26 protein-coding genes, 1 tRNA gene and 1 CRISPR repeat array are annotated in these 26,517 nt (G+C 36.1%); of the genes, 18 read left to right on the forward strand and 9 right to left on the reverse strand.

Annotation, left to right across the window (positions count from 1 at the left end; genetic code table 11):
- Positions 1-30 precede the first annotated feature (30 nt).
- Complete coding sequence (locus tag HX062_RS02990) at positions 31-798, forward strand: XRE family transcriptional regulator (protein WP_182626254.1); 768 nt, start codon at positions 31-33, stop codon at positions 796-798.
- A 430-nt stretch (positions 799-1,228) separates the two neighbouring features.
- On the opposite strand, the gene prfB is transcribed toward HX062_RS02990, so the two are convergent.
- Positions 1,229-2,324, reverse strand: a protein-coding gene (gene prfB, locus HX062_RS02995) for a peptide chain release factor 2 (protein WP_182626253.1) whose coding sequence is annotated in 2 segments (ribosomal slippage) — positions 1,229-2,260 and positions 2,262-2,324 — 1,095 coding nt in all. Because the reading frame shifts where the segments join, the coding sequence is not laid out codon by codon here.
- A gap of 46 nt (positions 2,325-2,370) precedes the next feature.
- Here prfB and HX062_RS03000 point away from each other — a divergent pair.
- The 4 genes from HX062_RS03000 to HX062_RS03015 all read left to right on the forward strand — a co-directional run bounded on the left by HX062_RS03000 (position 2,371) and on the right by HX062_RS03015 (position 5,118).
- Entirely contained in the window at positions 2,371-3,396 is a 1,026-nt protein-coding gene (locus HX062_RS03000; RefSeq protein ID WP_182626252.1) for a threonine aldolase family protein, read from the forward strand.
- Positions 3,397-3,499: 103 nt separating this feature from the next.
- Complete coding sequence (locus tag HX062_RS03005; protein ID WP_286466362.1) at positions 3,500-3,820, forward strand: DUF6787 family protein; 321 nt, start codon at positions 3,500-3,502, stop codon at positions 3,818-3,820.
- Positions 3,821-3,935: 115 nt separating this feature from the next.
- Positions 3,936-4,433, forward strand: coding sequence for a TlpA family protein disulfide reductase (locus HX062_RS03010; RefSeq protein ID WP_286466363.1), 498 nt, complete (start codon positions 3,936-3,938; stop codon positions 4,431-4,433).
- Positions 4,434-4,443: 10 nt separating this feature from the next.
- A complete protein-coding gene (locus HX062_RS03015) occupies positions 4,444-5,118 on the forward strand; it encodes a thioredoxin family protein (protein ID WP_286466364.1) in 675 nt (224 codons plus the stop codon).
- 795 nt (positions 5,119-5,913) lie between these two features.
- Here the strand turns inward: HX062_RS03015 and HX062_RS03020 are convergent.
- The 3 genes from HX062_RS03020 to dnaA all read right to left on the reverse strand — a co-directional run bounded on the left by HX062_RS03020 (position 5,914) and on the right by dnaA (position 8,637).
- Positions 5,914-6,636 (reverse strand): SAM-dependent methyltransferase, encoded by a 723-nt coding sequence (locus HX062_RS03020; protein ID WP_286466365.1) that lies wholly within the window; start codon positions 6,634-6,636, stop codon positions 5,914-5,916.
- Positions 6,637-6,739: 103 nt separating this feature from the next.
- Entirely contained in the window at positions 6,740-7,198 is a 459-nt protein-coding gene (locus tag HX062_RS03025) for a low molecular weight protein-tyrosine-phosphatase (protein ID WP_182626247.1), read from the reverse strand.
- Positions 7,198-8,637, reverse strand: coding sequence for a chromosomal replication initiator protein DnaA (gene dnaA, locus HX062_RS03030; protein WP_182626246.1), 1,440 nt, complete (start codon positions 8,635-8,637; stop codon positions 7,198-7,200). Before dnaA ends, HX062_RS03025 begins: the two co-directional genes overlap by 1 nt.
- Positions 8,638-8,824: 187 nt before the next feature.
- Here dnaA and HX062_RS03035 point away from each other — a divergent pair, with 187 nt between their 5' ends.
- The 11 genes from HX062_RS03035 to HX062_RS03085 all read left to right on the forward strand — a co-directional run bounded on the left by HX062_RS03035 (position 8,825) and on the right by HX062_RS03085 (position 19,018).
- Positions 8,825-9,235, forward strand: coding sequence for an acyl-CoA thioesterase (locus HX062_RS03035; protein ID WP_182626245.1), 411 nt, complete (start codon positions 8,825-8,827; stop codon positions 9,233-9,235).
- A 53-nt stretch (positions 9,236-9,288) separates the two neighbouring features.
- Positions 9,289-10,020 carry a hypothetical protein gene (locus tag HX062_RS03040; RefSeq protein WP_182626244.1) on the forward strand — a complete coding sequence of 244 codons (732 nt, stop codon included), beginning with the start codon at positions 9,289-9,291 and terminating at the stop codon, positions 10,018-10,020.
- A gap of 431 nt (positions 10,021-10,451) precedes the next feature.
- Positions 10,452-11,264, forward strand: a complete 813-nt coding sequence (locus tag HX062_RS03045) for a hypothetical protein (RefSeq protein WP_182626243.1) — start codon at positions 10,452-10,454, stop codon at positions 11,262-11,264.
- A gap of 17 nt (positions 11,265-11,281) precedes the next feature.
- Positions 11,282-12,151, forward strand: a complete 870-nt coding sequence (locus HX062_RS03050; RefSeq protein WP_286466366.1) for a DUF3592 domain-containing protein — start codon at positions 11,282-11,284, stop codon at positions 12,149-12,151.
- 164 nt (positions 12,152-12,315) lie between these two features.
- A complete protein-coding gene (gene cas6 / locus HX062_RS03055; RefSeq protein ID WP_286466367.1) occupies positions 12,316-13,107 on the forward strand; it encodes a CRISPR-associated endoribonuclease Cas6 in 792 nt (263 codons plus the stop codon).
- Between the two features lie 3 nt (positions 13,108-13,110).
- The gene (cas10, locus tag HX062_RS03060) at positions 13,111-14,691 is read left to right on the forward strand and encodes a type III-A CRISPR-associated protein Cas10/Csm1 (RefSeq protein WP_286466368.1); all 1,581 of its coding nucleotides are present in this window, start codon (positions 13,111-13,113) and stop codon (positions 14,689-14,691) included.
- Positions 14,675-15,085, forward strand: coding sequence for a type III-A CRISPR-associated protein Csm2 (csm2, locus tag HX062_RS03065; protein WP_286466369.1), 411 nt, complete (start codon positions 14,675-14,677; stop codon positions 15,083-15,085). The genes cas10 and csm2 overlap by 17 nt, the downstream gene beginning before the upstream one ends.
- A gap of 14 nt (positions 15,086-15,099) precedes the next feature.
- Positions 15,100-15,810: a type III-A CRISPR-associated RAMP protein Csm3 gene (gene csm3 / locus HX062_RS03070; RefSeq protein WP_286466370.1), complete on the forward strand. Its 711-nt coding sequence runs from the start codon at positions 15,100-15,102 to the stop codon at positions 15,808-15,810.
- Entirely contained in the window at positions 15,800-16,840 is a 1,041-nt protein-coding gene (gene csm4, locus HX062_RS03075) for a type III-A CRISPR-associated RAMP protein Csm4 (RefSeq protein ID WP_286466371.1), read from the forward strand. Before csm3 ends, csm4 begins: the two co-directional genes overlap by 11 nt.
- Positions 16,830-18,215, forward strand: a complete 1,386-nt coding sequence (csm5, locus tag HX062_RS03080; RefSeq protein WP_286466372.1) for a type III-A CRISPR-associated RAMP protein Csm5 — start codon at positions 16,830-16,832, stop codon at positions 18,213-18,215. Before csm4 ends, csm5 begins: the two co-directional genes overlap by 11 nt.
- Positions 18,212-19,018, forward strand: a complete 807-nt coding sequence (locus HX062_RS03085; RefSeq protein WP_286466373.1) for a DUF6602 domain-containing protein — start codon at positions 18,212-18,214, stop codon at positions 19,016-19,018. The genes csm5 and HX062_RS03085 overlap by 4 nt, the downstream gene beginning before the upstream one ends.
- A gap of 58 nt (positions 19,019-19,076) precedes the next feature.
- Positions 19,077-20,752: a CRISPR direct-repeat array (repeat unit 30 nt; unit sequence CTTTTAATCGTACCATACAGGAATTGAAAT).
- A gap of 104 nt (positions 20,753-20,856) precedes the next feature.
- Here HX062_RS03085 and HX062_RS03090 read toward each other — a convergent pair.
- A tRNA-Met gene (locus tag HX062_RS03090) sits at positions 20,857-20,930 on the reverse strand.
- A 149-nt stretch (positions 20,931-21,079) separates the two neighbouring features.
- Between HX062_RS03090 and HX062_RS03095 the strand changes: the two genes are divergently transcribed.
- Positions 21,080-21,466: an START-like domain-containing protein gene (locus tag HX062_RS03095; RefSeq protein WP_182626239.1), complete on the forward strand. Its 387-nt coding sequence runs from the start codon at positions 21,080-21,082 to the stop codon at positions 21,464-21,466.
- Between the two features lie 54 nt (positions 21,467-21,520).
- A complete protein-coding gene (locus HX062_RS03100; RefSeq protein ID WP_286466374.1) occupies positions 21,521-22,366 on the forward strand; it encodes an aminotransferase class IV in 846 nt (281 codons plus the stop codon).
- 141 nt (positions 22,367-22,507) lie between these two features.
- Here HX062_RS03100 and HX062_RS03105 read toward each other — a convergent pair whose 3' ends face one another.
- The 4 genes from HX062_RS03105 to HX062_RS03120 form a co-directional block, all read right to left on the reverse strand.
- Positions 22,508-23,071: a YqgE/AlgH family protein gene (locus HX062_RS03105; RefSeq protein ID WP_286466375.1), complete on the reverse strand. Its 564-nt coding sequence runs from the start codon at positions 23,069-23,071 to the stop codon at positions 22,508-22,510.
- Positions 23,072-23,168: 97 nt separating this feature from the next.
- On the reverse strand, positions 23,169-23,444 hold the full coding sequence (locus HX062_RS03110) for an HU family DNA-binding protein (protein WP_002986040.1): 276 nt from the start codon (positions 23,442-23,444) through the stop codon (positions 23,169-23,171).
- Between the two features lie 155 nt (positions 23,445-23,599).
- On the reverse strand, positions 23,600-24,550 hold the full coding sequence (gene fmt, locus HX062_RS03115) for a methionyl-tRNA formyltransferase (RefSeq protein ID WP_286466376.1): 951 nt from the start codon (positions 24,548-24,550) through the stop codon (positions 23,600-23,602).
- Entirely contained in the window at positions 24,550-26,454 is a 1,905-nt protein-coding gene (locus tag HX062_RS03120; RefSeq protein WP_286466378.1) for a RecQ family ATP-dependent DNA helicase, read from the reverse strand. The genes fmt and HX062_RS03120 overlap by 1 nt, the downstream gene beginning before the upstream one ends.
- Positions 26,455-26,517 lie beyond the last annotated feature (63 nt).

A 26,517-nucleotide genomic window follows, 5' to 3' on the forward strand; every position in this document is an offset into this window, starting at 1 on the left:
TAGTATATTTGATGCTATAAATAATAGCAAATGTCATACTTATCAGATAACATCAGGTATTTGCGAGCACAGAAGGAGTTGTCTCAGCAAAAAGTCGCAGATTCACTACTCATTACGCGTGCTCGTTATTCTAAATATGAAGAAGGGGCATCGGAACCGCCTTTGGAAGTTTTGTTGAAAATCTCGCGTTATTTTCACGTGAGCGTGGATTTACTTATTTCGGTAGATTTGAGAAAGGTGCCCATGCAAGATTTATTGAAATTGGAAGATAATCGCATACTATTGCCTATTATGGTCGATCCCAATGGAAATAATTTTATTGAGATTATCCCACACAAGGCGAGAGCCGGTTATTTATCGGGCTATGCTGATCCAGAATTTATTCAAAACCTCGATCAAATTTCATTGCCTTTCTTAAGAGATGGCAAGTATCGCGCATTCCCCATTGAAGGAGATTCTATGCCACCGCATCAAGAAGGATCGTTTATTATTGGGAGCTATATTGAACAGTTGGAGTACATCCGCAACGGACGAACGTATATCATTATGACGGCAAATGAAGGCGTGGTGTATAAACGGGTGTATCGCATCGATGAAGATACGTACGAATTGCATTCGGACAACACATTTTACGAACCTTATCGCATCAAGGCGTATGATATTCTCGAAATATGGGAGTATGCGTGTAGCATTGCCACGGAAGAATTTAAACCCGAAGACCTAGGAGAAGCTGATACCAAAGCTATGTTTCAGGAAATACGTCATATGTTGAAAGATGTTGTGAAGAAGATGAATTAGTTTTGTGCTTTGCGCGGTTTGTTTTTTGTGCTTTGCGCGGTTTATCTCACCTAGTTTATATTGGTTTTGGTGTTCGATGAATATATCTCACCAAGATTATATATTGTTTTGGTGTTCGATGAATATATCTCACCAAGATTATATATTGTTTTGGTGTTCGATGAATCTACACTTCGTTACGATTTTCACTTCGTTACGATTTTCACTTCGTTACGATTTTCACTTCGTTACGATTTGTGCTTTGCGCGGTTTGTTTTTTGATTGCCTTATGTGAAAATGATTCGTTCTAACGAACAACTTTGCCAAACAGCAAAATCCAAATATCCACAGCTCAATACCTAAAGTCCAATAGCAATAAAAAAAAACAAGCTTGAGTTTTTACCCAAGCTTGTTTTTTTTATGCATTTTATTTCGTAAACTGTCAACGGTATTATTCCTCTTGTTGGCCCATCATCATTAAATAGGCTTTTAAGAAAGCGTCGATTTCGCCATCCATAACTGAATCAACATCTGTTGTTTCTTGACCTGTTCGAACGTCTTTGACTAATTTATAAGGGTGCATCACATAATTTCGGATCTGTGAGCCCCATTCAATTTTTTTCTTATTGGCTTCAATTTCATCGCGCATGGCTTGTTTTTTCTTCAACTCAATTTCGTAAAGTTGAGATTTTAAGAGCTGCATGGCTTTGATTTTGTTGTCTAATTGAGAACGGGTTTCTGAGTTTTCAATAATAATTCCCGTAGGATGGTGTCTCAAGCGAACCGCTGTTTCTACTTTGTTTACATTTTGTCCACCAGCACCACTAGAACGCATCGTCTCCCAAGAAATATCTGAGGGACTGATTTCGATTTCGATGGTATCATCCGCAAGGGGATAGACATAAACCGAAGCAAAAGAGGTATGTCGTTTGGCATTGCTGTCAAAAGGGGAGATACGAACCAGGCGATGCACGCCATTTTCTCCTTTTAAATAACCAAAAGCAAATTCACCTTCAATCTCCAAGGTTACGGTTTTTACCCCCGCAACTTCTCCTGCTTGATAGTTGAGTTCTTTCACTTTGTATCCACTGTTTTCAGACCACATGATGTACATGCGCATCAACATAGAAGCCCAATCACAACTTTCTGTTCCACCTGCACCTGCGGTAATTTGCAAGACCGCACTCATGTTATCTCCTTCGTCTGATAACATATTCTTGAACTCTAAATTCTCGATGAGCTCCAGGGTTTTCTTGTATTGATCTACTACTTCCTCCTCCGATACTTCTTTGGCGTTGTAAAATTCAACCAACACTTGAAATTCTTCTAAATGATTTTTTGCTTGTTCATAGTCTTCAATCCACTTTTTCTTGGATTTTAGATTTTTGACAATGATTTCAGCTTCTTTTGAATTGTTCCAAAAGTCAGGGGCAAACGTTTTTTCTTCTTCGTTTGCAATTTCAATTAACTTCTTATCGACGTCAAAGATACCTCCTTAACGCACCAAGGCGATCAATAATGTCTTTCTGTTGTTCTGTGGTTACCATAATTTTTAATACTTTTACAAGCAAAAATACTTATTCCTGCGGATTTATGGAAATTAATTTAATTAGCGATACAATTACAAAACCTACGCCAGAAATGTTGAACTATATGTTGAAAGCGAGAGTAGGGGACGATGTTTACAAACAAGATGGAAGTACCAATGAGTTAGAGGCGGCTGTTGCAGAGCTGTTTGGAATGGAAGCTGCCTTGTTTTTTCCCTCGGGAACTATGGCTAATCAAGTTGCGATCAAATTACATACTCAACCGGGAGATCAATTAATTTGCGATAGAAGTTCGCATATTTATCAATTCGAAGGAGGGGGAGCTGCGGTTCATCACGGCGTAAGTTCAGCTTTAGTGGATGGAGATCGCGGGCGAATTACAGCAGAAGACGTCCTATATCACTATACAGATCCTGCGAATATCCATTTGCCACTTACCAAGTTGGTGTGTTTAGAAAATACGACTAATATGGGTGGAGGGGCTTGTTATGAGCTGAGTGAAATTGAGCGTATCAAAGAAGTATGTGATGCTTATGGAATAAAAATGCACTTAGATGGTGCGCGACTGTGGAATGCCTTAGTGGCAAAATCACAGCATCCCACGCAGTTTGGCGCTTTATTTGATACGATTTCGGTGTGTTTCTCCAAAAGTTTAGGTGCACCAATAGGATCTGTTTTGTTGGGATCTAAGGAGTTGATCCAGCGTGCAATCCGCCTTCGTAAAACTATGGGAGGTGGAATGAGACAAACGGGATATCTAACTGCAGCAGCTTTGTATGCCCTAAAAAACAACGTGAGCCGCCTACAACGCGATCACTATAGAGCCAAGCAAATTGAAATGTTGCTCAACAAAAAAACATGGGTGAAGGAAGTTCTGCCTGTGCAAACAAATATTTTAGTTTTTCGTTTAGAAGACGATGCAAAAATTAAACCTTTTTTGGACAAACTCAAGCAAAAAAATATTCTCATTAGCGAAATAGGAAAAGGATGGTTGCGCATCGTTACCCATTTGGATTATCGCGAAGTCATGCATGAATATGTCTTGGAAACCATGAATCAAATCGAACTCTAATATAAGTAAAAGCCATTCGGACGAATGGCTTTTATATTTTAAGAAAAATTAGTTTTTTACTACTCTAAAAAGAACTACTTTTGTTTAGAATTAAAATAAATAAATGGAAAAGTTAAAGCAACGTTGGGGACTTACTTCTAATTTCCAAGTGGGAGTTATATTAGTGGTATTTGCAATTACAGGTTCAACTGCTGCGTTTATTTCGAAACCTATTTTGACTTATTTAGGCATAGAAAGAGGATTGACACATCCTTTGTTGTATTGGGTGTTGTATGTTTTAATTATTTTTCCCATGTATAAGGTCATCCTGATTTGTATCGGAACTTTATTTGGTCAACGGGAGTTCTTTTGGAACTTTGTCAAAAAAATGTTGACGCGTATGGGATTAGGATTTATTTATCCCAAAGAAAAAGTAGAAAAGTAAAACAAATAGAAAACAAAAATAGCGAAGCATATGCTTCGCTATTTTTGTTTGGGTATAGGGATGTTTTTTTTGACTAAAAAAATTATATTTGTAGAACACCTTGATGAAATATACTATGAGTCGATATTTTTTAATAGCCCTATTTGTTTTATTAGCAAGTAGTTGCAAAAAGGAAGCAACGCAAGGCAAGCCTTTTGCCTTAACAGGTATAATTAAGGATTACACTGTACTTTTAGAAGCGGTAAATCAAGAAGACGACAAGATTTATATCGTTAATTTTTGGGCGACTTGGTGTGTACCTTGTGTACAAGAACTACCTGATTTTGTTCAGTTTTATCAGGATTATAAAGACAAGGTAAAAATGGAACTGGTATTGGTAAGCTTGGATCGTTCTGGTGATTTTGAAACCAAAGTACAGCCCTTTATCAAGGAGCATCAACTCACACCTCCCGTGGTGTTGTTAGCTGATGTAAAGCGGATGAATGAATGGATTCCCCTTGTACATAAGAATTGGAGCGGAGCAATACCTGCTACAGCAGTTTATAAAAATGGCAAACAAATTTATTTTCACGAGGGAGTTTTGTCCTACGAAGCGTTGAAGAAATTAATTTAATAAGAAATATATGTGGAGAAATTTAGTTTTAGCAGTATGCTGTAGTCTTGCGTTTATTGGGTGCAAGAAAGAAGTAAAAGACGCAGGGGTAATTGCTCCTACGGAAGAAGTGATAGAGCCTGTAAATGACTTTAAAGGCGTTTTGGGCTATAAGATAGGCGATGCCGCAACAGATTTTAGTCTCTTGGGAACGGATGATAAAAAACACAGCCTGGCAGATTTTAAAGAAGCCAAAGGTTTTATCGTTATTTTTACTTGTAACCACTGTCCCTATGCTCAAGCGTATGAAAAGCGCATTATCGCATTAGATACGAAATACAAAGCATTGGGGTATCCTGTAATTGCAATTAACCCTAACGATCCTGTTGTGCAACCAGAAGATGGACTTGAATTAATGAAGGTAAGAGCAAAGGAAAGAGGTTTTACTTTTCCCTATCTGCTAGATGAGAGACAAAAAATTTATCCGCAATATGGGGCTACTAAAACCCCTCATGTCTTTGTTTTACAAAAAGAAGCAGCAAAGTATATCGTAAAATACATCGGGGCTATTGATGATAACTATGAGGATGAAAGCCAGGTGTCTGAAAAATACGTAGAGAGTGCAGTCGATGCCTTACTCGCGGGAAAAGCGATCGAACAAACGACAACTGTAGCTATTGGTTGTACAATTAAGGTGAAAAAATAAGAATGGAGATAGGAGAGTGGAGAAGGAAAAAAGAGTGATTTTTTTCAATTTGAGTTGCAATTCTTCTTCAATAAAAAAAGAAGCTGTCTAAAAAGCCTAAAAAACAAAACCCCATCTAAAAAAGGTGGGGTTTTTTCATTGTTTGTCCCGATCGTGCAGATTTTTGTTTTTATATGAATTTAGAAGAAAAAGAAGTGTATAGTTTTTTGCAGTAAATCGGTAAAGGGGGTTGGGGTTTGTACGAGTCTTGTTCGAGTCTTCTTCGAGTCAGCTTCGGTAAATCGGGGTTAAACCCCCGTAAATACGAAGGTTTATCGAAGAAGACCCGAACAAAACTAAAACAAAGCCAAATAAACAACTGAACAACAGTTATTTGTGTTGTTTATTAAAGGAAAAACAAACTCTTTTGTGCTTTTTTTTCCCAATAATGGAAAAACACGGAAAGGGATAGTTCAGGTTAATTTCGACTGATGTAGTTTTGTAGCGTATTCGTGCAGAACCTGAATAGAACAAAACGATTGTAAAAAAAGGAATTTGCGCTATCGGACTAGCTAAAGGCACGGATTGGCAAATCCGCGCGATCGGAGTCTAACATTCGTTTTAATTGCAATAATTTTTAATCAAAGAAAAAATTACTGTTTTATAAAAAAACAAGAGGGTGACCTTTTGGGACACCCTCTTGTTTATATGTCTAATCTAGTATAATCTAAAATTCACTCCTTCTCCCGTTTATCTCACTGATTTTATATTTAGTATTTGATGAACCTACACTGCGTTTCGGTATCTCATTTTTCATCAATTCTTGTGTAGAATAAAAATACAAGGTCTTTTATGTAAATCAATCGTTGTTCGTTTCCAAGCGGATATGGGTTTTGTTTGGATGAATTCACTTTCTAAGGTGATATCACAAGCGATACACAACAGCGTATTAGGGTGAAGGACTTGGACTAATTCTTGTAGTAATTGATTGTTTCTATAAGGCGTTTCAATAAAAATTTGGGATTGACTTTTCTCAAACGACAGGCGTTCAAAGGTTTTTAGTTCGCTTTTCTTTTCGTTTTTATCGATGGGTAAATAACCGTTAAAAGCAAAACTTTGGCCGTTCATTCCCGAAGCCATTAGGGCGAGTAGGATAGAAGATGGACCTACCAAAGGCAATACGCGAATATTTTGTTTGTGGGCGAGTTCAACAATGGCTGCACCTGGATCAGCAATCCCAGGACACCCTGCCTCGCTGATTACACCGACGTCTTTGCCTTCTAGTAGCGGTTGTATATATTGCTTAAAGGTTGAAGGATCAGTGTGTTTGTTTAGGGGGAATAAGATTAATTCCGACTGTTTTTTATCTGGAGCAATTCGCTTGATAAATTTGCGAACCGTTTTTTCGTTTTCTACAATGAAAATAGACAATCGATCGATCGTGTCTTTTACAGCTTGTGGAAGTACTTGCATAGGTTCGTTGTCTCCTAATGTGGTAGGAATCATATACAAGGTTCCCGTGTGAGTAGCTTTATCCATAATTTGAGGAACTGTTATTTTTATTTGCAAAGGTAAGTCAATCCGCCTATAAAAAACAAAAGGAAGAAATGCAATTTCTTCCTTGTTTATAGATTATAAATAACTAAGATTTTAAATTTTTAGCGATCAGGTTACAAGCCTCATCAATCAGTTGAAAAACGTGTTCAAATCCATCGGGACCTCCGTAATACGGATCTGGAACCTCCGCTTTTTTCGTTTCATCAAGTACGTCTAAAAGTAGGCGGACCTTATTTTTTTCTTCTTGATTTTCTGTTAGTTGGATTACGTTGTTGTAATTCGATTGATCCATGACGAAAATGTAGTCAAAGGTACTGAAATCACTCTTTTTAAACTGTCTTGCACGCTGTGTGGTCAAATCAATTCCGTATTTTTTCGCCACTTCAATTGAGCGTGGATCAGGTAACTCACCTACATGCCAATTGCCCGTTCCGGCAGAATCAACTAAAAAGTGTTCTTGAGGAAGTTTAGCTTGTAAAATTCCTTCTGCTAAAGGAGACCTACAAATATTGCCTAAACATACCATCAGTACTTTTGCTTTCATTACATATTGAACTTTTGGTTAATTTCATCGTGAAACTTCTTGAATTCTTTGTCTGTTTCCAATAAGTTATCGACAGTTTTGCAAGCGTGTAATACAGTAGCGTGATCGCGTTTTCCAATTTGTGAACCAATGTTGGCCAAGGATGCTTTGGTGTATTTCTTAGCAAAGAACATAGCTAATTGTCTGGCTTGTACAATATTGCGCTTTCTCGTTTTGGATTTCAGTGTTTCTATATCCATTTCGAAGTAATCAGATACCACTTTTTGGATGTAGTCAATGGAAATTTCTTTCTGCGTATGCTTGATGAATTTCTCAATCACTTGACGAGCTAAATCAATCGTTACCTCTTGTTTGTTGAACGAAGACTGTGCGATTAACGAAATAATAGCCCCTTCTAATTCACGCACGTTGGTCGATACGTTTTTAGCCATATACTCGATGATGTTTTCAGGCATTGTTACCCCATCACGGTATAAAATATGTTTAACAATCTTCACGCGAGTTTCAAAATCTGGTGTTTGAATCTCTGCTGACAAGCCCCATTTGAAACGAGATAACAAGCGTTGCTCGATATCTTGCATGTCTACAGGAGCCTTATCTGAAGTTAGAATTACTTGTTTCCCATTTTGATGTAAGTGGTTGAAAATGTGGAAAAACACATCTTGTGTTCCAGACTTACCGGATAAGAATTGAATATCATCGACAATTAACACATCAATTAATTGATAAAAATAGATAAAGTCATTTCTCGTTTGTTTACGTACTGAGTCTACGTATTGTTGGGTGAATACTTCTGCTGAAATATATAAAACGGTTTTATCAGGGAAATATTCTTTAATTTCTACACCAATGGCATGAGCTAAGTGTGTTTTACCTAATCCAACGCCACCAAAAATCAACAAAGGGTTGAAGGAAGTACCTCCTGGTTTTTTAGATACAGCCATTCCCGCAGAACGCGCTAAGCGGTTTGCATCTCCTTCTAGGAAGTTATCAAATGAATAGTTTGAATTTAATTGGGATTCAATCTTTACATTTCGAATACCAGGAATGATGAATGGATTTTTTAGTTCAGGGTTTTTGTTCTGAACAGGAACATCCAATTCTTGTGGTTTCACAGGACCTCGTTGCGAACTAGGTAACTGTTCTGTATAGGGCTGCTTGTTGCCCGATACATTTTCCATCTGTATTTTATATAGTAACTTTGCATTGCCACCTAACACTTTTGTCAATGCAACTTTCAATATGCTTACATAGTGCTCTTCTAGCCATTCGTAGAAGAATTTACTAGGCACTTGTATATATAACTTGTCTTCAGTTAATTCAATGGCTTTAATAGGCATGAACCAAGTCTTGAATGCTTGTTCGCCTATGTTGTCCTTTATGAATTCAAGACAAGCATTCCAAGCAGATTGCGCTGTCATGTCTTTGTATTCGTGCATTTTTGGTTAGATTTTTAAAAAAACAGTTACTATTTTTGAATGTTTTTTGGATTGATGTCGGTGTCGAATCAGATGGCAAATATGTGAACAATTTTTGGGATAAAAAAACGATTAGGTCATTGTAATTTTCAAAAAAAAATGGTAAGTACATTTATAATTCAATTAGTCAAATATAATTAAAAGGAATATGAAAAAATTCGATTACACCGTACGGGTGCGTTATGCTGAAACAGATCAGATGGGCGTTGTATATCATGGGAACTATGCGCAATACTTTGAGATTGGGCGAGTTGAATGGTTGCGCAATTTGGGAATTTCCTACAAACGAATGGAGGAATTGGGGATTATGTTGCCCGTTGTGTCACTAACTATGAACTACAAAAAGCCAGCAAAATACGATGAAGACCTTTGTGTTCGCACTATTTTTAAACAGTGCACAGGCGTTAAAATAGAATTCGATTATGAAATCTTTAACCAACAAGGGGAGTTATTAACAACGGGATATTCCATGTTGGTGTTTGTCGATATGAAAACGGGACGCCCTACTGTACCTCCTGCCTATGTGTTGGAGAAAATAAATGAGATGGCAGAGGAATAATTTTTTTTATTCTTTGAAGTAATTATATCTTTATCCAAACAAACCAAAACACTATGAAAAAGCTATTGGCACTATTGAGTCTGTTGTGTATCGGCATGAGCGCTTATGCTCAACGAGCTACTTTACTAGATGGGCGCGTTCGATTGTATAATGGACAAATTGTTCCAGTTACCATCGAAAATAAAAATACGAAAGAAAAAACTCAATCCGATCAAACCGGATATTTCTTGATTCAAACCCATTTGGGAGATACCCTTCGTTTCTCCAGTGAATATAGTGCTACGATGTTGTATGTGATCGATGAGGGAGATTTGGAAACCAAACGCATTACACCTGTTTTGGTAAAACCTGGACAAAAATTGGAGGAGATTATCATCGTAAAGAAAGAATTTGGGGAAGGTGAGATGGATTTCGGAACTAAAAAATTGACTCCCGCAGAGAAGCGATACAATAGAAATAATCGCGTATTCATGGCAACAAGCGATTTAAAAATGGGAATTACCATCGATGCAATCATCAATCGACTCAACGGAACGCGAAAACGCGATCTACAAATGATCGAATACGAGCGTATTGAAATGAATATGGCCTCGTTTTACAAACAATATCCAAGAGAAGATCTAATGAAAGACTTAGGTATTCCTGAATATCACCTAGATGCTTTTGTCATCTATTTTGTTTCTCAACCGGATACTGATAAAATAAAGGTAGATCGAAGCGAGGGATATCAAATCTTATTGGCGCAGTATTATGACGAGTTTTTGACGTTTATCAAAGAAGAGTAAAATAAATTTAAACTATTCTATTACACTTAAAAAGGCTGTCTAAAAAGACTAACAAATATAACCCCATCTATTTTTTAGGTGGGGTTTTTTGTGCTGTGGACCAAAGGCTTTACAGCCTTACATTGGCATGCGCTAAGGAATCTTGGTCCTTGTTGTTGCTCAAGCATGGTCGCTTGCACGCATTCCGCTGCATCGGTACAACAATAGTGGCTAATCCTAGGTCATAGCGCAGGGGTTGTGTCTCGTTCGTGAATGATTATGGTCAATTGTAAAGTAGTCCTTGGTTTTCTAAAGGCGAATGAAGAGGGTAAACAGCCTCTTTTTTTTGCCTTTTTGGCAGAATATGGAAATATATTTTTTTATTGTGTTACCTTGCAGAGAGGAAGCATCACATTTGTTTGCCTCCAAATGAAAAAGAAAAAATAAGTGCTATGAGTAAGAACCAAGGAAAAGGAATTAATTTCTTCCTTATTGTTATTGTGCTGGTCTTCCTGTCGTATGGGAGTTCGTTATTGTCTTCTATAGGGCGTATTCCCTTGCAAATGGCAACTGCACTCCTCAATGGAGAACCATATACCGGGAAATTTGAACAGCTACGAGATCCTTATGGGCAAAACCATTGGGGTATTACTTTTGAAAAAGAGGACGGATCTCCGTGGGGTATTGTGGCTGATCGAGTGAGTGATCTAACCATGGACTATTTTAGTCAAGGTGATCAAGTGGTTTTGATGGATGAAACAGGGGCAACTTTTTGGATCACCTATGAAGATTTGGGAATTGCTTATGCGATCCTTTTGGTTGGCTTTTTTGTGCTTCGATTGCTAATTTCTCTTTTGTTGTCGTTTCTCGTACTTGTTTCTAATACTACTATAAAAGCAGTTCGAAACAGCAAAATAGCCTTGGGGCTTTTACTAAAACCCCTTCGTTTACTCACTTTTGGTTATGTACTTGCTGTGTTTTATCAATACCGAATTTTTGCATACGAAGAAGAGCAAACTTTTTTTATTGCTTTTTTAGCCGTTTATGGGCTTTACTCTTTAATTGTGGTGCTTTCGCGTATACAAAAGGCGCGAAAATATTGGGGCAATCAACCCGAAATGCCGAGAAATACAACCCAATATGAAAATACAACTACTGTTTTGGATAACAGTGTAACTATAGTCGATACTGCAAGTAAACACGATAACGATTTGATTCAACGAGAGAAGCGAACGTTTAAACATGAGACTTCCCGTTATAAATAAAAGAAAAATCAAGGAGTATGCTTTTATTTCATGGAGTTCCGCTTGCCTTAACTACCTATGGGTGGAGTGGAGTTGTAGCACTGCTTGTAGGCTTGTTACTTACCTATAAAATTGGACAAAGACGCGTGCAATCTGGCAAGGAATCGTTGGGATGTCTCGGGTTTGGTTATGTTTTTCTCGTGGTTACTATTCTGATGGTTTTTGCCATTGGAAGTGCTATAGGGGTGGGGTCGTCCCTCTATAAATCAACCCAACTGTTGCTGCATGGTCAACGCTATCCAGCCAAAGTCATATCGTATACCACCTATGAAAGTCACGATAGCGATGCGGGTACCACAACCACAATGTTTACGCCAACGCTTGAGTTTACAACTGCGTCTGGTCAGTTGGTGGAGCATACCGTATCCTATTCCTCCAGTAGTAAACCAACAATAGGGGAATTTGTTACCGTGTATTATGACGAGGTGACACAAAAGGGCATGAGTTTTGGATTTGGGGCATTGGCGCTGTTTGTAGGGGCGCTTATTTTTATGGTCACTTTAGTATTCGTCTTCTGGGGTGTTTTGCTATACGCAATGAATTACGACATGACCAATTACTTCCAGCGAGCTAAGTTTATCGGGGTTACTTTTTTTATTCCTCTGCTGATGATCCTCTTTGATGGATTGCTAATCTATGCCTTATTTTACGGAAATAAAGTGCCCTTTTTTGTGACAGCTCTTCTCGTTTTCTTTATCCTCGTACTTTCTTTATCCATTTGGGGCTATATCAAGATGATCTTTACTCATGATATCGCTTGGGAGCAAACAGGTCCTGCCAGTTGGGGCGGTCATCCAGTGCCAAAAAAGACAAAGAAGGAAATAGGAGGGTGGATGAAGAGGAATTAAACACAAAGAAAGGTTTAAATTTAGTTCGAAAACCAGCTGCTTATTTATTGTACTACTTTGTTTTATATGTGTTTCGCCCTAGTGTAATTAGTGGCGTTTTTTTATTTAAATTAAGTAAAAGCTTTTGTTTTTTTTAGTATGTTTATGAAGTAACGAATAAGAATATGCGATTTAAGATAAAATTAGAAGCTATTGGAGGTGAGCGGGTATTGCCTATTAATTATCAATATCCACTATCTGCTGCTATTTATAAGATTATCAGCAAAGGAAGTAGGGATTATGCTTCTTTTTTGCATGAAAAAGGGTATGGTAAAGGATTTAAATTTTTCTGTTTCAGCGATATAAAAACTCCTTTTCAAATTGAAGGCGATCGATTACTACTTCAACAAGCGGAAGTAGAAGTGCAGGTGTCTTTTCATTTGCCAGAGGCCATGCAACATTTTGTACAAGGATTATTTGCTTCTGAAAAAATTACAATTGCAGATAAGAAATCTCAACAAGATTTTAGGGTTAAAACCATTGAAAGTGTAGCTATGAGCTTGTCAAACTATAAGGAAAATGAAATTATAAACGTTGTCCTTAGACCCCAATCTCCTTTAGTCCTTGGATTGAAACACGAGATGTGGAAATACGATTATTTAGATCCCGAACACCCCAGATACATTGAAATGTTTTTGTACAGTTGGAGAGAAAAGATTAAGGCTGCTTATGGGGATGAATTGGCATCTAGTGCGTTGCTATTGGCATCAGTTGTTTTTTACAATCACCCCAGTCGCTCTCGACTAATTACAGTAAAAAGTGATACAAAAGAAGAAACAAAGATAAGAGGATATGTCAAGTTTAAATTGGATATAAAAGCAGAACGACGATTTGTAGAACTTCTACTCAATGCAGGTGGAGGGTTGTACAACGCCCTTGGTATGGGTTTTTTAGAAATTGTTGAAGAGAAAAAATAGATAATGAGATATTTAGTAAAAGGAGATTTTTCTGGAATACAGGAATTTATCTTCAATGTAAAATCAAAAGGGGCTGCTAAAGCTCTAAAAGCAAGGTCATATTATATACAATTAGTAGGGTTTATGGCTTGTCAATATACGGTGAAGAAATTACCTGATGCAAAGATTTATTATGAAGGAGGAGGCGTTTTTTATATTCGTTTTAAACTTGATAATGAGATTTCTATAGAAGATTTTTTCCGAACAGTGGAGCTAGAAGTAAAAACGATATTTTCATCTTATGGTTTGTATCTGAATATGGCATATGTACCCTTAGATATTACTGATTTTGGAAAAACGTGGTCAGATTTGCGAAAAGAAGTCAATATAAAGAAGTTAATGTATAGTAGTACTAATGAACATTTTTTTGAACCTTTTTTTCGAGTTAAGCAAAGAGAAAATAAAAATGATAGTAGGATAGAACAACTATTGGAACAACTGAAAATAAAAAAAACGATACCAATTTATGACAGCTTAAAAGAAATTTTTGAAATTGAGGCTAATACATCGTTATTTGATTATATCGATAAGTTTACTGTATATGCAAATTCATTAGAAAGTAATATACCTATATGGGATAATTATTCTGCATTAAAAGAGTATCAACAAGTAAGAATCGCGAATGCTTTAGACTATACAGGAGCTCTAAAATTAGAAGCAAAAGATGTAGTTGATTTTGATGGGTTTGGTGATTTTGCAAAACATAGAACAGGTACTAGTAAAATAGCAGTTCTCAAATTAGATGTTGATAATTTAGGGAAGTTATTTGGACAAACAGTAAACGAAAAAGAAGGCGAACAATATTCGCAACAACTATCTGATTTCTTTAATGAATACTTCTTCGAAACACTGTTTAATAAAAAAACATTCAAAATTAATGATATAGAAGAAGGATATAATGCTAATGTGTATCCGATATTTTCAGGAGGAGATGATTGCTTTGTTATTGGTTCATGGGATGCTGTACTTTGTTTTGCTCTTGATTTTCAGCAAGTATTTATCGATGAAATTGCCAAAAAAATAGAATTAAAAAACGGAGAAGGCCTAACTATTTCGGCAGGTATTGTATTGGTTGACCCTACTTATCCTGTGAGTTCCTTTTCAGAGTTAGCAGAGGAGGCTTTAGCAAAAGCTAAAAATAATGGAAAGAATAAGATTACAATTTTTGATTTGACTTTTACATGGGAAGAATTTAGCCATATTGTTACAGTGAGTAAGAATTTAGCTAAAGAAATGGAAGTTAATAAGATAAGTAGAGCTTATCTAGATAAAATACGCAAGAGTGCTAAGGGATTTAATGCATTGCAAAATACAAATGGAGCAGATTTTGATCGAATCTATAAGCTTAAATATTATTTAAGTAAAAATGCTGAAAGCCTGGGGACTATCGTTGATCAGCTATTTGATCCTTACTATGAAACATTGAAAGCTAATTTATTAAATGAAAAAACAAAATACAGTTATAATGTAGCTATTTATCCTGCTATTGCACGAGTAACTGAACTATTAACAAAAGCCAAATTAAACTATGACACGAGAGAATAATAAAAAAGAAAAGAAATATTACAGCAAGGAGAGAGTAAATCCGTTTGATGATAAAAATCTATTGATTTTGAATAGAAAAAATGATACTAGTGAATATCAAAAATTTCTACTAGATGGTTTAGATACACTTGTGCAAACTAAATTGAAAAGCATATCTAAAACTCAGATGCGCAATATTTTTGATTTGATTAAAAGTTGTGATACAGTTGAGCAAATGAACATGATAAAACCAAAGCTGATGTATACAGCGGGGCGTCTTACAGGTATAGGGAAAGAGTATCTTCTTCATTTGTCAAAAGTAGCTTTTGAGGTGAAAAATGATGCGGAATTGGATGCTGTAAAAAAGTATATTGAAACAGTATTAGCGTATCATAAGTATTATGCTGTAAAATAAAAAAAGAAAAAGTTATGGAACCATTAATAGGGAAAATTATAATAAAAGGAGAGTTGAAGGTGCTAACTGGTTTGGCTATAGGTGGAAATAAATCGGGTATTGATATTGGGGCATTAGATAACCCTGTAATCAAGATAAAAAAAGGGAATATTAATACGCCTTATATCCCAGGGAGTAGTTTAAAAGGGAAGCTGAGATCACTTTTGGCTAAAGCAGCTGGAAGTAAGAATGTAGAAGATGATAAAAACTTAATGTCTTCAAACGAATCTGAATTTAGGTATTTAGCAAGTGTTTTTGGATTTACACCAACCTCAAAAGATAAAACTGCACAAGAAGCTCTTTTAAAGGTAAGAGATAGTTTTATAAAAGCAGGCAGCAGCTTTGAAGAGGTAACAGAAGAGAAGACAGAGAACACCATTGACCGTGTGACAGGGAAGGCTACTCCACGACCAATAGAACGCGTATTGCCTGATACAGTATTCGAAATGGATCTTTGCTTAGATGTGTATGATTTGGAAATTGCCAAGGAGCATTTAGCATTATTAGATTTAGGATTAGAATTATTGCAAGAAGATTACCTTGGAGGAGGAGGTACACGAGGAAATGGTAGAGTACAGACACATGTAGTTATAACTAAGTTTTTAGTAATTGATAAAGCGAAAAAAAGTTTAGTAGATCATTCCTTTGATTTTAAATTTACTAATTCCTGTCACAATGAAGGCTAAGCTTTTAAAATTAAAACCTAGTAGTCGATTTCACTTTGGAAGACCGATGACGGATAGTGATACTTCCTTGACAGAAACAGATGAATTTGTTCATTCCGATGTGTTGTTTTCTGCCTTGATTCATAATTTATCCACGGTAAAGAGCAAGGAAGAAGTTGATCAGTTTATTTTGGGTTTTGAAAATGGAGATATTAAAATATCTTCCGGATTTTATTGTTTAGAAGATAAAAAAACTACAGATACAGAGAAGCAGTATGTATTCTTCTTGCCCCGCCCTGTACATAGTGTGAATACTGTTGATATCAATGAGTATGATAAGATTAAACAGGTAAAGCGTATTAAGTTTATCGATATTGCTTTGTTGGATAAAAAAAGTAGAGATTGGACGCTCAACTCTACTTTTGCAATAGATCCAAGTTCTCTTGCAACATTAGGGGGAAACGAAGAAGATCTATCGTTATATCACAAAGGCATTGCAACACATGTAGGTATTAGAAATAAGTCAGAGGAAATAACGATCAATACGGGTGGACCATTTAGAGTGAGTTATATCAGTATTTCAGATTTAAGTGAGCATGGATTACTAGTCCATTTTTATTTTTTATATGAGGTATTAGATTCAAAGTATGAAAGTGATTTTGAGTTAGCTGTGGAATTGTTGTCTTATAACGGGATAGGAGGAGAACGAAGCAGTGGGTATGGAAAAATTGATGCCATCGAAACGATACATAGTTTACCGAAACGCTTTTTTGATCAACAGCATGCTGGGGTGCAGATGACACTTTCTAAAGTCGTTCCAAAGAAAGAAGAAATGGAGTTATTAACTTATTATACGCATTCCATAAGAGGAGGAAGGGAAACAACCAAGGGAACTTTAAAATCCGTAGAAATGTTAAATGAAGGTGCAGTTGTGCAAAAAGGTATAACAGGTCATTTAGTCGATATTTCAATAGAGGAAAATAGGAGTTATTTACGCAATGGAAAGGCATTTTGTATAGGATTATCTAATAATTTGGTCGATGAAGAATAAAGTGACAATACAAACAAAATATAATTTAAACATAGAAGTATTATCTCCTGTTGCAATTAATGATGGTGAGACTTTGTCTCCTTTAGCAGATTACTTTGTATTGGATGAAGTGTTGCATTATGTAGATGAAAAAGAATTTCAAAAGCTTTTAGCAGAAGATGAGGTGGTTGCGAATCGATATGAGCACCAACTTCTCAAAGCTGGTAAAGATGGGGTTGATGATTTTTTAATTCAGGTTGTACAATCCAGAGAAAAATTAGCTCGTATTAGCAGTGAGAAAAAAGTTGAGTTTAGCGGAGAAAAAACACTGAGTTTTAAGACGATTATAAAGTCGAAGGGAAAAGCCTATATACCAGGATCTTCATTGAAAGGAGCTATAAAAAATGCCTTTTTATATTATTGGTTAGAAAAAGAGGAGACAGGGCAAAAGGAACTTGAAAAATTTGTAATTCGTTTCAGAAATTCATTTAATGAAAGAGATAAAAAAGCGCTAATAAAAAACTTTGTTGATGAAGTTCAAAAAAAAGCATTTGGTAGCAGTGAAGGCTATTTATATGAACCATCAAGCCATCTTTTAGTAAGTGATTCAACTTCGCTAACATTTGAAAATATTGCTGTTGCGAATGTTGTAAAACAAAGTTTGAATGATAAAGTAGAGGACTGGGATTTACATACACAAGAATACATTAAAGAAGGCGCACAGCTTTCTTTTACCTTGGGTATACATCAAACAGAATTGGATTGGAAACCATTTGATCAAGCTAATTTTTTCGTATCTAAAATGCAAAGTAACCAAGAAAATCTAACAGTTTTCTTTAGTGTGTTAAATTATTATCACAATAGTTTACAGCAATTTACAGGTGGATTTAATTTAGAAATACCTAAGGTTCATATAAACTCTAATGAGGCAATTTTGTATGTTGGTGGGAATAAGGGAATCTACAAGACAACAGTATTATTAGCCATTCGAAAGTATTTTGAAAAAAATGGTGGTGGATTTAAACAAGTGTTTGGAACGTTTTTACAGCGTGAAAAAGGAAAAAATTATCAGGACTATCCTAACTCTATTTCCTATATTAATAGACAGTGTTTGGGTATGATTAGAATAAGTGATTTAGCAAAGAGTAAATATGTACAAGTCAATGATAAGACCTATGATGAATCAATGTTGAAATCAGGTAATTCAATTGAAGGAATTATACAAAGTATAGGTAAGCCTAATTCAGAAGTACGCGTAAATGTGGAAGGAAAAGAACAAATATATGTAGTAAAAGGAGCAAAAGCACTATTGAAAGAACAACCCAATACCTTACAAGTTGGAAGTAAATGTGTGTTTTGTTGGAGAAATAACGATTTTTATTTTGAAAAGAAATGATAGATAATGTTATAGGAGATATTAAAGATAATTATAAGAACCTAGAAAAATCAATAGTAAGACAGTTGAATTTTGAGGTAAAAAATCATCACTTGACAGCAGGGCATCATCGAGAGGTGATTTGGATGGATTTTTTTAGACAAATTATTCCGATGAAGTTCGCAATTAGACAAGGCGTGTTTTTAATTGATTCAAAAGGAGAAGTTTCCAAAGAAGTTGATTTAGCGGTTTTTGATGAGCAATACACGCCTTATATATTCAATTATGGCAACATATATTTTATACCGATTGAAGCTGTGGCGATGGTGATTCAATGTAAAAGCAGAAGCCTAAATAAAACAAATGTTTTAGGGTGGTTACAATCTGTTACTAAGTTAAGTGCAGTCGAAGGTGGAATAGCTAGAATGGTAAATTTTATATCAAAAACTCCAACAACACAAAAAGCAACGAAACCGATAACAGTACTGTGTTGTTTGGAAAATGAATTCAAAGAACTAGACTCTTTAGATTTGTTTATTAAAGCATTAGGAAATAATGATGGTTTACAAGTAGAATGGAATAAAGAATTAAAAACATTAAAAGATTGTTTTTTAAAATTTAATGGATTAGATATAGAAAGTACTAAAACTTTGTTTAATGAGGATAATCGATTAGAGAAAAAATTAGAAGAATTAGGAGTAAAGGATAATACAATCTTGTCTTTAATTTTTCAATTAAATCAAGTGTTGATGTTGATTAATAACCCAATGCTATTTCCTCATGAAGCCTATGTGAAGATGTTTAATGGAGCATCGAGTAAGTAGTTATAAACAAATATAAAGCTCTTTGACATATTGAATGAATCTCGGGGTTTGAAAACCTACTTTAATCATACGATACAGGAATTGAAATTTTATTTTGAAAAAGATACTCCTTTAATTGGGATGGCTTTTAATCGTACCATACAGGAATTGAAATATAATTCTCCAGTATTCAGCCAAACCTTCTGATTCTACTTTTAATCGTACCATACAGGAATTGAAATTACACTAATCCGAGCCTTTCGTCTTTCTCTAGGTGGCTTTTAATCGTACCATACAGGAATTGAAATTTGTTAGGATTGAAGGACTTTAACTCTTCGAAATAACTTTTAATCGTACCATACAGGAATTGAAATTTGGTAACGGTAAAGCTCCCTCTATTCGCAGTAATCTTTTAATCGTACCATACAGGAATTGAAATTAGCCATAGTGTCGCCATGTTTTTAAAGTGATTCCCACTTTTAATCGTACCATACAGGAATTGAAATAAGAACGCTTTTAAATCGCCGTTCTTCTCGAAATTATCTTTTAATCGTACCATACAGGAATTGAAATACATCTACCCTATTGCTCATTGATACACTTTAAAATATTTTAATCGTACCATACAGGAATTGAAATATGCTTTCGACCTCAAATACAAGCCAACGTCTATTCTTTTAATCGTACCATACAGGAATTGAAATCCAACAAACTGAACAAGCTCCATTTGTTTACTATGACTTTTAATCGTACCATACAGGAATTGAAATTAAACGAAACAGATTAATTGTAGATGTGATCTTCTCCTTTTAATCGTACCATACAGGAATTGAAATTTATTAAAATATATTCTAACACCATTATTTGTTAATCTTTTAATCGTACCATACAGGAATTGAAATACTTTCTCCATCTCTGCATTAGATTCTTGTAGTTTCCTTTTAATCGTACCATACAGGAATTGAAATTATCCTAAATTGTTAGGGTGTAAATAATATGGTAACTTTTAATCGTACCATACAGGAATTGAAATTAGTTAAAAGTGAGCTGACAAAGTCATCAACTCCCCTTTTAATCGTACCATACAGGAATTGAAATAATCTTAAGTTGAATTGATTACTGTTACTAGGAAGCTTTTAATCGTACCATACAGGAATTGAAATTCGTGTACGTGAAAGATCGTGTTAACTCCTAAATAACTTTTAATCGTACCATACAGGAATTGAAATTCAAAATTTTCTATTTGAGAAATGTTGAATACATAGCTTTTAATCGTACCATACAGGAATTGAAATGCTTTGAACCGAATTGTATCAAATCCATTAAAGCTACTTTTAATCGTACCATACAGGAATTGAAATTACTCGAGGTATTTTCTTTTTAAAGTAACCAGCTGTCTTTTAATCGTACCATTCAGGAATTGAAATTTTGACACTAGAAGCTCTGTGAATACTTGTTCGAAACTTTTAATTGTACCATACAGGAATTGAAATTCAGAAGGGATGTTCAAAAACGATAAAATTTCTGCTCTTTTAATCGTACCATACAGGAATTGAAATCTGTTTAAACACTATTTAAAAGGTCTTAAAACCCCTCTTTTAATCGTACTATACAGGAATTGAAATGCAGATTGCAACTGACTTCCTTTTTCTCTTCTATACTTTTAATCGTACCATACAGGAATTGAAATTTATTTTCAACCTTTATAGTTAACGGAAATTGAATCTTTTAATCGTACCATACAGGAATTGAAATTTTGAACACGATGCAAGTACACTACCTAGCGCAGCCCTTTTAATCGTACCATACAAGTGTAAACAAAAAAAGACCTAATCTCTCGATTAAGTCTTTTTTGCTTGTAGCGAAGACGGGAGTTGAACCCGTGACCTCAGGGTTATGAATCCTGCGCTCTAACCGACTGAGCTACCTCGCCATTTTTCGGTTATTTATTCCTTTTTTGGGAATGCGAGTGCAAAGTTACTATAATTTTCAAACAAACCAAAGAGAAGCCTTCTTAAAAAATATTTTTTTATTAGCAAAATATGTTTATATTCGAGGAATTATAACTTTTTAAGTACAGCTATGAAAGAAAAATATGAGTTAGAATTTTCTATAAATTCATCCCCTCAATTGTTATATCAATACGTGTCAGATCCTTCAGGATTAAGCGAATGGTTTGCGGATAACGTGAATTCAAGAGGAGAGGTTTATTCTTTTATATGGGGGGATTCAGAAGAAAAAGCAAGAGTAGTTACGCGAAAAACGGACGAAAGAGTGCGTTACAGATGGTTAGATGAAGATGGAGAAGACACAGAGTACTACTTTGAAATAAAAATAATACGCGATGAGTTGACCAAAGATGTCACCATTATCGTAACTGATTTTGCGGTAGCAGATGAAATAGATGAATCAAAACAATTGTGGGAAAATCAAATTATGGATTTAAAACAAGTCCTAGGATCTGCTTAGATTCCATAAAATATAACTTATATTTGCCGTTAATAGTAATCACAAATTAGAACTATGATTAATGTTAACGGCAAACTTGTTTCTACTACAGACTTAGCCATAGAAAACAACCGCGGTTTTTTATATGGTGACGCTGTTTTTGAAACAGTTCGAGTTCTCGATAAAAAAGTATTATTCGCTGAAGATCACTACTTTAGATTGATGTCTTCCATGAGAATCATGCGCATGGAAATTCCCATGCACTTTACCTTAGAAAACTTCCAAGAAGAAATAATAAAAACAGTAGAGGCTACTGCAAGTCAAGCAAAAGCTTTTCGCGTACGCCTAACCGTTTATCGCGACGCAACAGGTAAGTACCTGCCTCAAGAAAATAAAACCATCGGATTTGTCGCTACAGCAGAAGCATTGGAGGAAGCCTTATACACTTTCCAAGACCAAGCCTATGAGGTAGAACTATACAAAGATTTTTACGTGGCAGCCAATCTGTTGTCTACCGTAAAAACAACCAATCGCGCCGTAAATGTATTGGCTAGTATTTTCGCCTCAGAAAACGACTACCAAAACTGTTTGTTGGTCAATGATAAAAAAAATATCATCGAAGCAGTCAACGGAAATTTATTTGTCGTAAGTCAAAACACAATTAAAACCCCGCCTTTAGACGAAGGTTGTGTCAAAGGTATAATGCGCAAGCAAATCATCGAACTGCTCGCAAAACACCCTAATTTGACCTTAGAGGAGAGTCCGATCTCGCCTTTTGAATTGCAAAAAGCAGATGAGATCTTCATCACCAACGTAATTGTGGGAATCCAACCTGTAACCAAATACAGAAAGAAAACTTTTACCACACAAGTGTCTAAAGAGTTATTGGATCGCTTAAATGCGAAAATTCGATTGATGTAGTTTTTTGGGTGATGAGGGATGAGAAAAGGGAGATGAGTACATTTATCTGAATATAACAAGAGATGGCTTGCAATTGCAAGCCATCTCTTGTTATATTGTTTACAGTTAACGGTTTACGTATCACGCATCACCAATAAAAAATCAATTCAAATTGGGGTTTTCTGGTGCATTCGACCAGATGCTAAAATCTTTCCCTAGTGTTTGTAGGGCTTGTTTCCAGTATGTTTTAGTAGGTTGTTCTAGGGGATTAAAGCGCAGGGATTGGGTTTTGATCCAGTGCTGATTGGAAAGTTCCATTTCCAACTGACCGTTGTCCCAACCGGCATATCCCATAAAAAAGCGCAGGTCTAAATGGGTGAGTAGTCCCGTTTCGATATGGGAGAAGATGCTGTTAAAATCACCACCCCAATACAGTTGATCCGTAATTGCGATGCTATCAGGAATAAGATCGGGGCATTTGTGAATGCAAAATAGGCGATCGGATTCTACAGGACCTCCGTGATACACTGTAAAGGCACCATTGCTTTCGGGCACAAGCTCACTGAGTATATAGGGAGTTGGTTTATTTAAAATAAAGCCCATACAACCATCGATATTGTGATCTGTTAACAGAATCACCGATTGATTAAATTCTACATCATTGGGATTGTAGGCAGAGGGTAGTGCAATTAAATAATCCCCTTTGTTGATCTCGTGTTGTGTCATAGAATAGGCATAAAAAAAGTCTCATTATACAATATAATAAGACTTTTTTAATTTTTTACTATTTTGATGTGTTTATCTACATAAACAAAGTCAGTAATTACTTGTTCACAGATCCTTCTAATTCAGACCCAGCTTTAAATTTAACTACTTTTTTAGCAGCAATTTTGATTGTTTTTCCAGTTTGTGGGTTTCTTCCTTCTCTAGCAGCTCTTTCAGATACTGACCATGAACCGAAACCTACTAATGAAATTTTGTCTCCTTTAGCTAAAGTAGATTCAACGTTAGATAAGAAAGATTCTAAAGCTTTTTTAGCTGCAACTTTACTGATCTCTGCATCTTTTGCGATAGCATCGATTAATTCTGTTTTGTTCATAATAATTTTTTTTAAAGGTTAACTTTATTAACGTTCTTCTTACAAATTTAGGGTTATAAAGTTATAAAACAAGCTTTTTCAAAAAAAAAAACGAATTAGAATATCTTTTTTTGTGTTAAGGTTCTATGTGAAGTATTCTATTAAGGGAAAAGCATTTATAATACGATAGTGTTTTCGCTAAAATTTTGTCCATTTAATACTTCGTTTGCTAACATCATTTTCTTGCCTGGTAATTGTAATTTTACGAGGTTTAAGAAGCCGTTTTTTACTGCTGCTTTTATTGTTTTTTTGGTTGTAATTATTTGTCCTATAGGTAGTTGATGTTCTTCTTCTTCGAAGTGAGCCTCATAGATTTTGATGTTCCATTCTTGTTGAGAATCGCGGTCTTCAAGCATGCACCAAGCAGCTGGATACGGGCTTAGCCCTCGGATTAGTTGCTCTATTTCAACTCCCGTTTTACTGAAATCGATTTTGCAGTTGTCTCGGTTTAATTTATACGCAGTTTTTGTGTCTTCAGCGGGTTGATGTACTACTTTTACCTCTCCCTTTTGAATTAAGTGCAAGGTTTCCACTACAGTTTCGGCGCCTAAAACCATCAGGCGATCGTGTAACTCACCTGCATTTTCTTTCGGTCCAATGGGGGTTTCTTTTTTTAGGATAATCGCTCCTGTATCTATTTTTTCATCGATAAAGAAGGTTGTTACGCCTGTTTTGGTCTCTCCGTTGATGATGGCCCAGTTGATTGGAGCCGCCCCTCTGTAATCCGGTAGGAGTGAGGCATGGAGGTTAAAGGTACCTAAGGCAGGCATCTGCCATACCGCCGCAGGTAACATGCGAAAAGCTACTACTACTTGTAAATTGGCTTTGTAGGAGGCTAATTCTTCTAAAAAAGCCTCGTCTTTTAAATTAGTTGGCTGTAAAATAGGGAGCTCTTTAGTTAAAGCATATTCTTTTACTGCCGAATACTTCAGTTTTTGTCCTCTTCCTGCAGGTCGATCTGGTGCTGTAATCACCGCTACAATGTTGAAGTTATGTTGATACATCGCATCGAGAATCCCAACGGCAAAGTCTGGGGTTCCCATAAAAATGATACGTAAGTCTTTCATTATACTAAGCTATATTGATTTTTATTATTCAGTTTAATTTTCTGTTGTTCCAACAATATCTGCAATACCAGAAGAAGATCTGGCAGGGCAAGATTCAGTGCTGTTTCCAACTCAAGGGCAGAGGCTGCTTGCTCGTGTTGTAAATGCTGTACTACGCGTTCTTTTACTTGAGAGATGTTGACTTGGGGCTTTTTTTGTTGGGCCTGTAAACAAGTGGAACAGCTACCGCAATCTTGCTCCAAGGTTTCATCAAAGTATCGCAAGATGATTTTGTTTTTACAAATATCGTCATTTTGTGCGTAAAAGTAAATGGCCTGATATTGGTCTAGTTTTAATTTATTTTGCTGTTCCAAAAAGGGAAACGTCCTATAGATGGTTTTGTCCTCCTCCCACGCTTCAAGAAAGGTGAGCTCTAGGTCGTGTTCCTCTGGGGTAAAGAGACACAATGCTTCCTGATGCCAATGTTGCAAACATTCTTGAATAAACAACAGGGGTTCACCCGTCTGTTCGCTCAGATAGGCTAGGTTAATTGGCGTATTGTATTCGTGAATACCCGGATAATGGCGGATAATCTGCAACAATACTTGTTCTTGTCGCTCATTGTCATAGACGTAATCCAGCAATTCACTACTGCTAACAATGAATTGTAGTTGCGTTTTATTATTTGAATTTGGGGTTAACTTACAAATTCCTTGGCGATCTAAAAACTGCAAGACATTATAGGTGAGCGTATAGGGGAAGTTGTACTGCAGACAAAACTGATTAAAACTAAAAGAATAAGCGGTGTTGAATCCCTCGCCGAGTCCGATACTCAAGTAGTTGTTTAGTTTGCGGTAGACTAACTTTAGAAAATCCTTGTCAAAGAGATTTTCTTTGGCCCAATCAGCTACAGATTTTGGTTCGTTGGGCGAGACAAGGAGAGAAGCAAAAGCTTTGGATTCATCTCTACCTGCTCTACCTGCTTCTTGGTAGTAATTTTCTAGATTTTCAGGCAGCTGGAGGTGAATGACGTTGCGGACGTTTTTTTTGTCAATTCCCATTCCAAATGCATTAGTTGCCACCATAATTGGCGTTTTCTCAGCAACCCAGTCTTCTAAGCGCTTTTTCTTCTCAAAGGCATGTAGTCCACCGTGAAAAAAGTTAGCGTTAAAATTCTTTTGGTTAAGACGTTGGGCCAATAGTTGAGTTTCTTTTCTACTGCGTACGTAAATGATCGCTGGAAAAGGGTGTTTTTGTAAAATGCGCTCAACGATAGCTTCTTTATTTTCAACCTTATATACGCCATAGATGAGGTTGTTGCGGTAAAAACTCTTGGTAAATAGCGCTACGTCTTTGAGTTCGAGATGGGTGCAAATGTCAGAAATGACGCGTTTATTCGCCGATCCCGTAAGGGCGATAACAGGTGCGGAAGGAAATAGCTTTCGCAATTGGTTGATCTTGAGATAAGCAGGACGAAAATCATTTCCCCATTGTGAAATACAATGTGCTTCGTCTACGGCGATTACACTCACTTTTAAGTTTTCTATGCGCTCCAATAACCACGTTTGCTCCAATCGTTCTGGGGAGAGGTACAACAATTTATAATCCCCATAAAGGCAATTGTCTAAAATCGCATCAATATCCGTTATGGAAGTTCCCCCAACAATAGCGGCAGCCTTAATGCCGAGTGCATTGAGGTTGTTGACCTGATCCTGCATCAAAGCAACGAGTGGTGAAATCACCAAACAGGTACCTGGAAGAAGCAAGGCGGGAATCTGAAAGCAAATACTTTTTCCACCTCCCGTGGGAAGTAAAGCAAAAGTGTCTTTTTTTTGTAAAACAGATGTGATAATCTCTTCTTGTGGCTCCCTAAAAGAAGTGTGTTTCCAGTATTTTTGAAGGATATCAATCGGCTTTTTTGTCATAGAAGGGCAGGTTTAGCTTTTGACTAAGGTAGTCAAAAATGTAAAAAGGATTGCAACAACAAT

It is taken from the genome of Myroides sp. DF42-4-2 (assembly GCF_030326445.1).
Taxonomy (GTDB): Bacteria; Bacteroidota; Bacteroidia; order Flavobacteriales; family Flavobacteriaceae; genus Flavobacterium.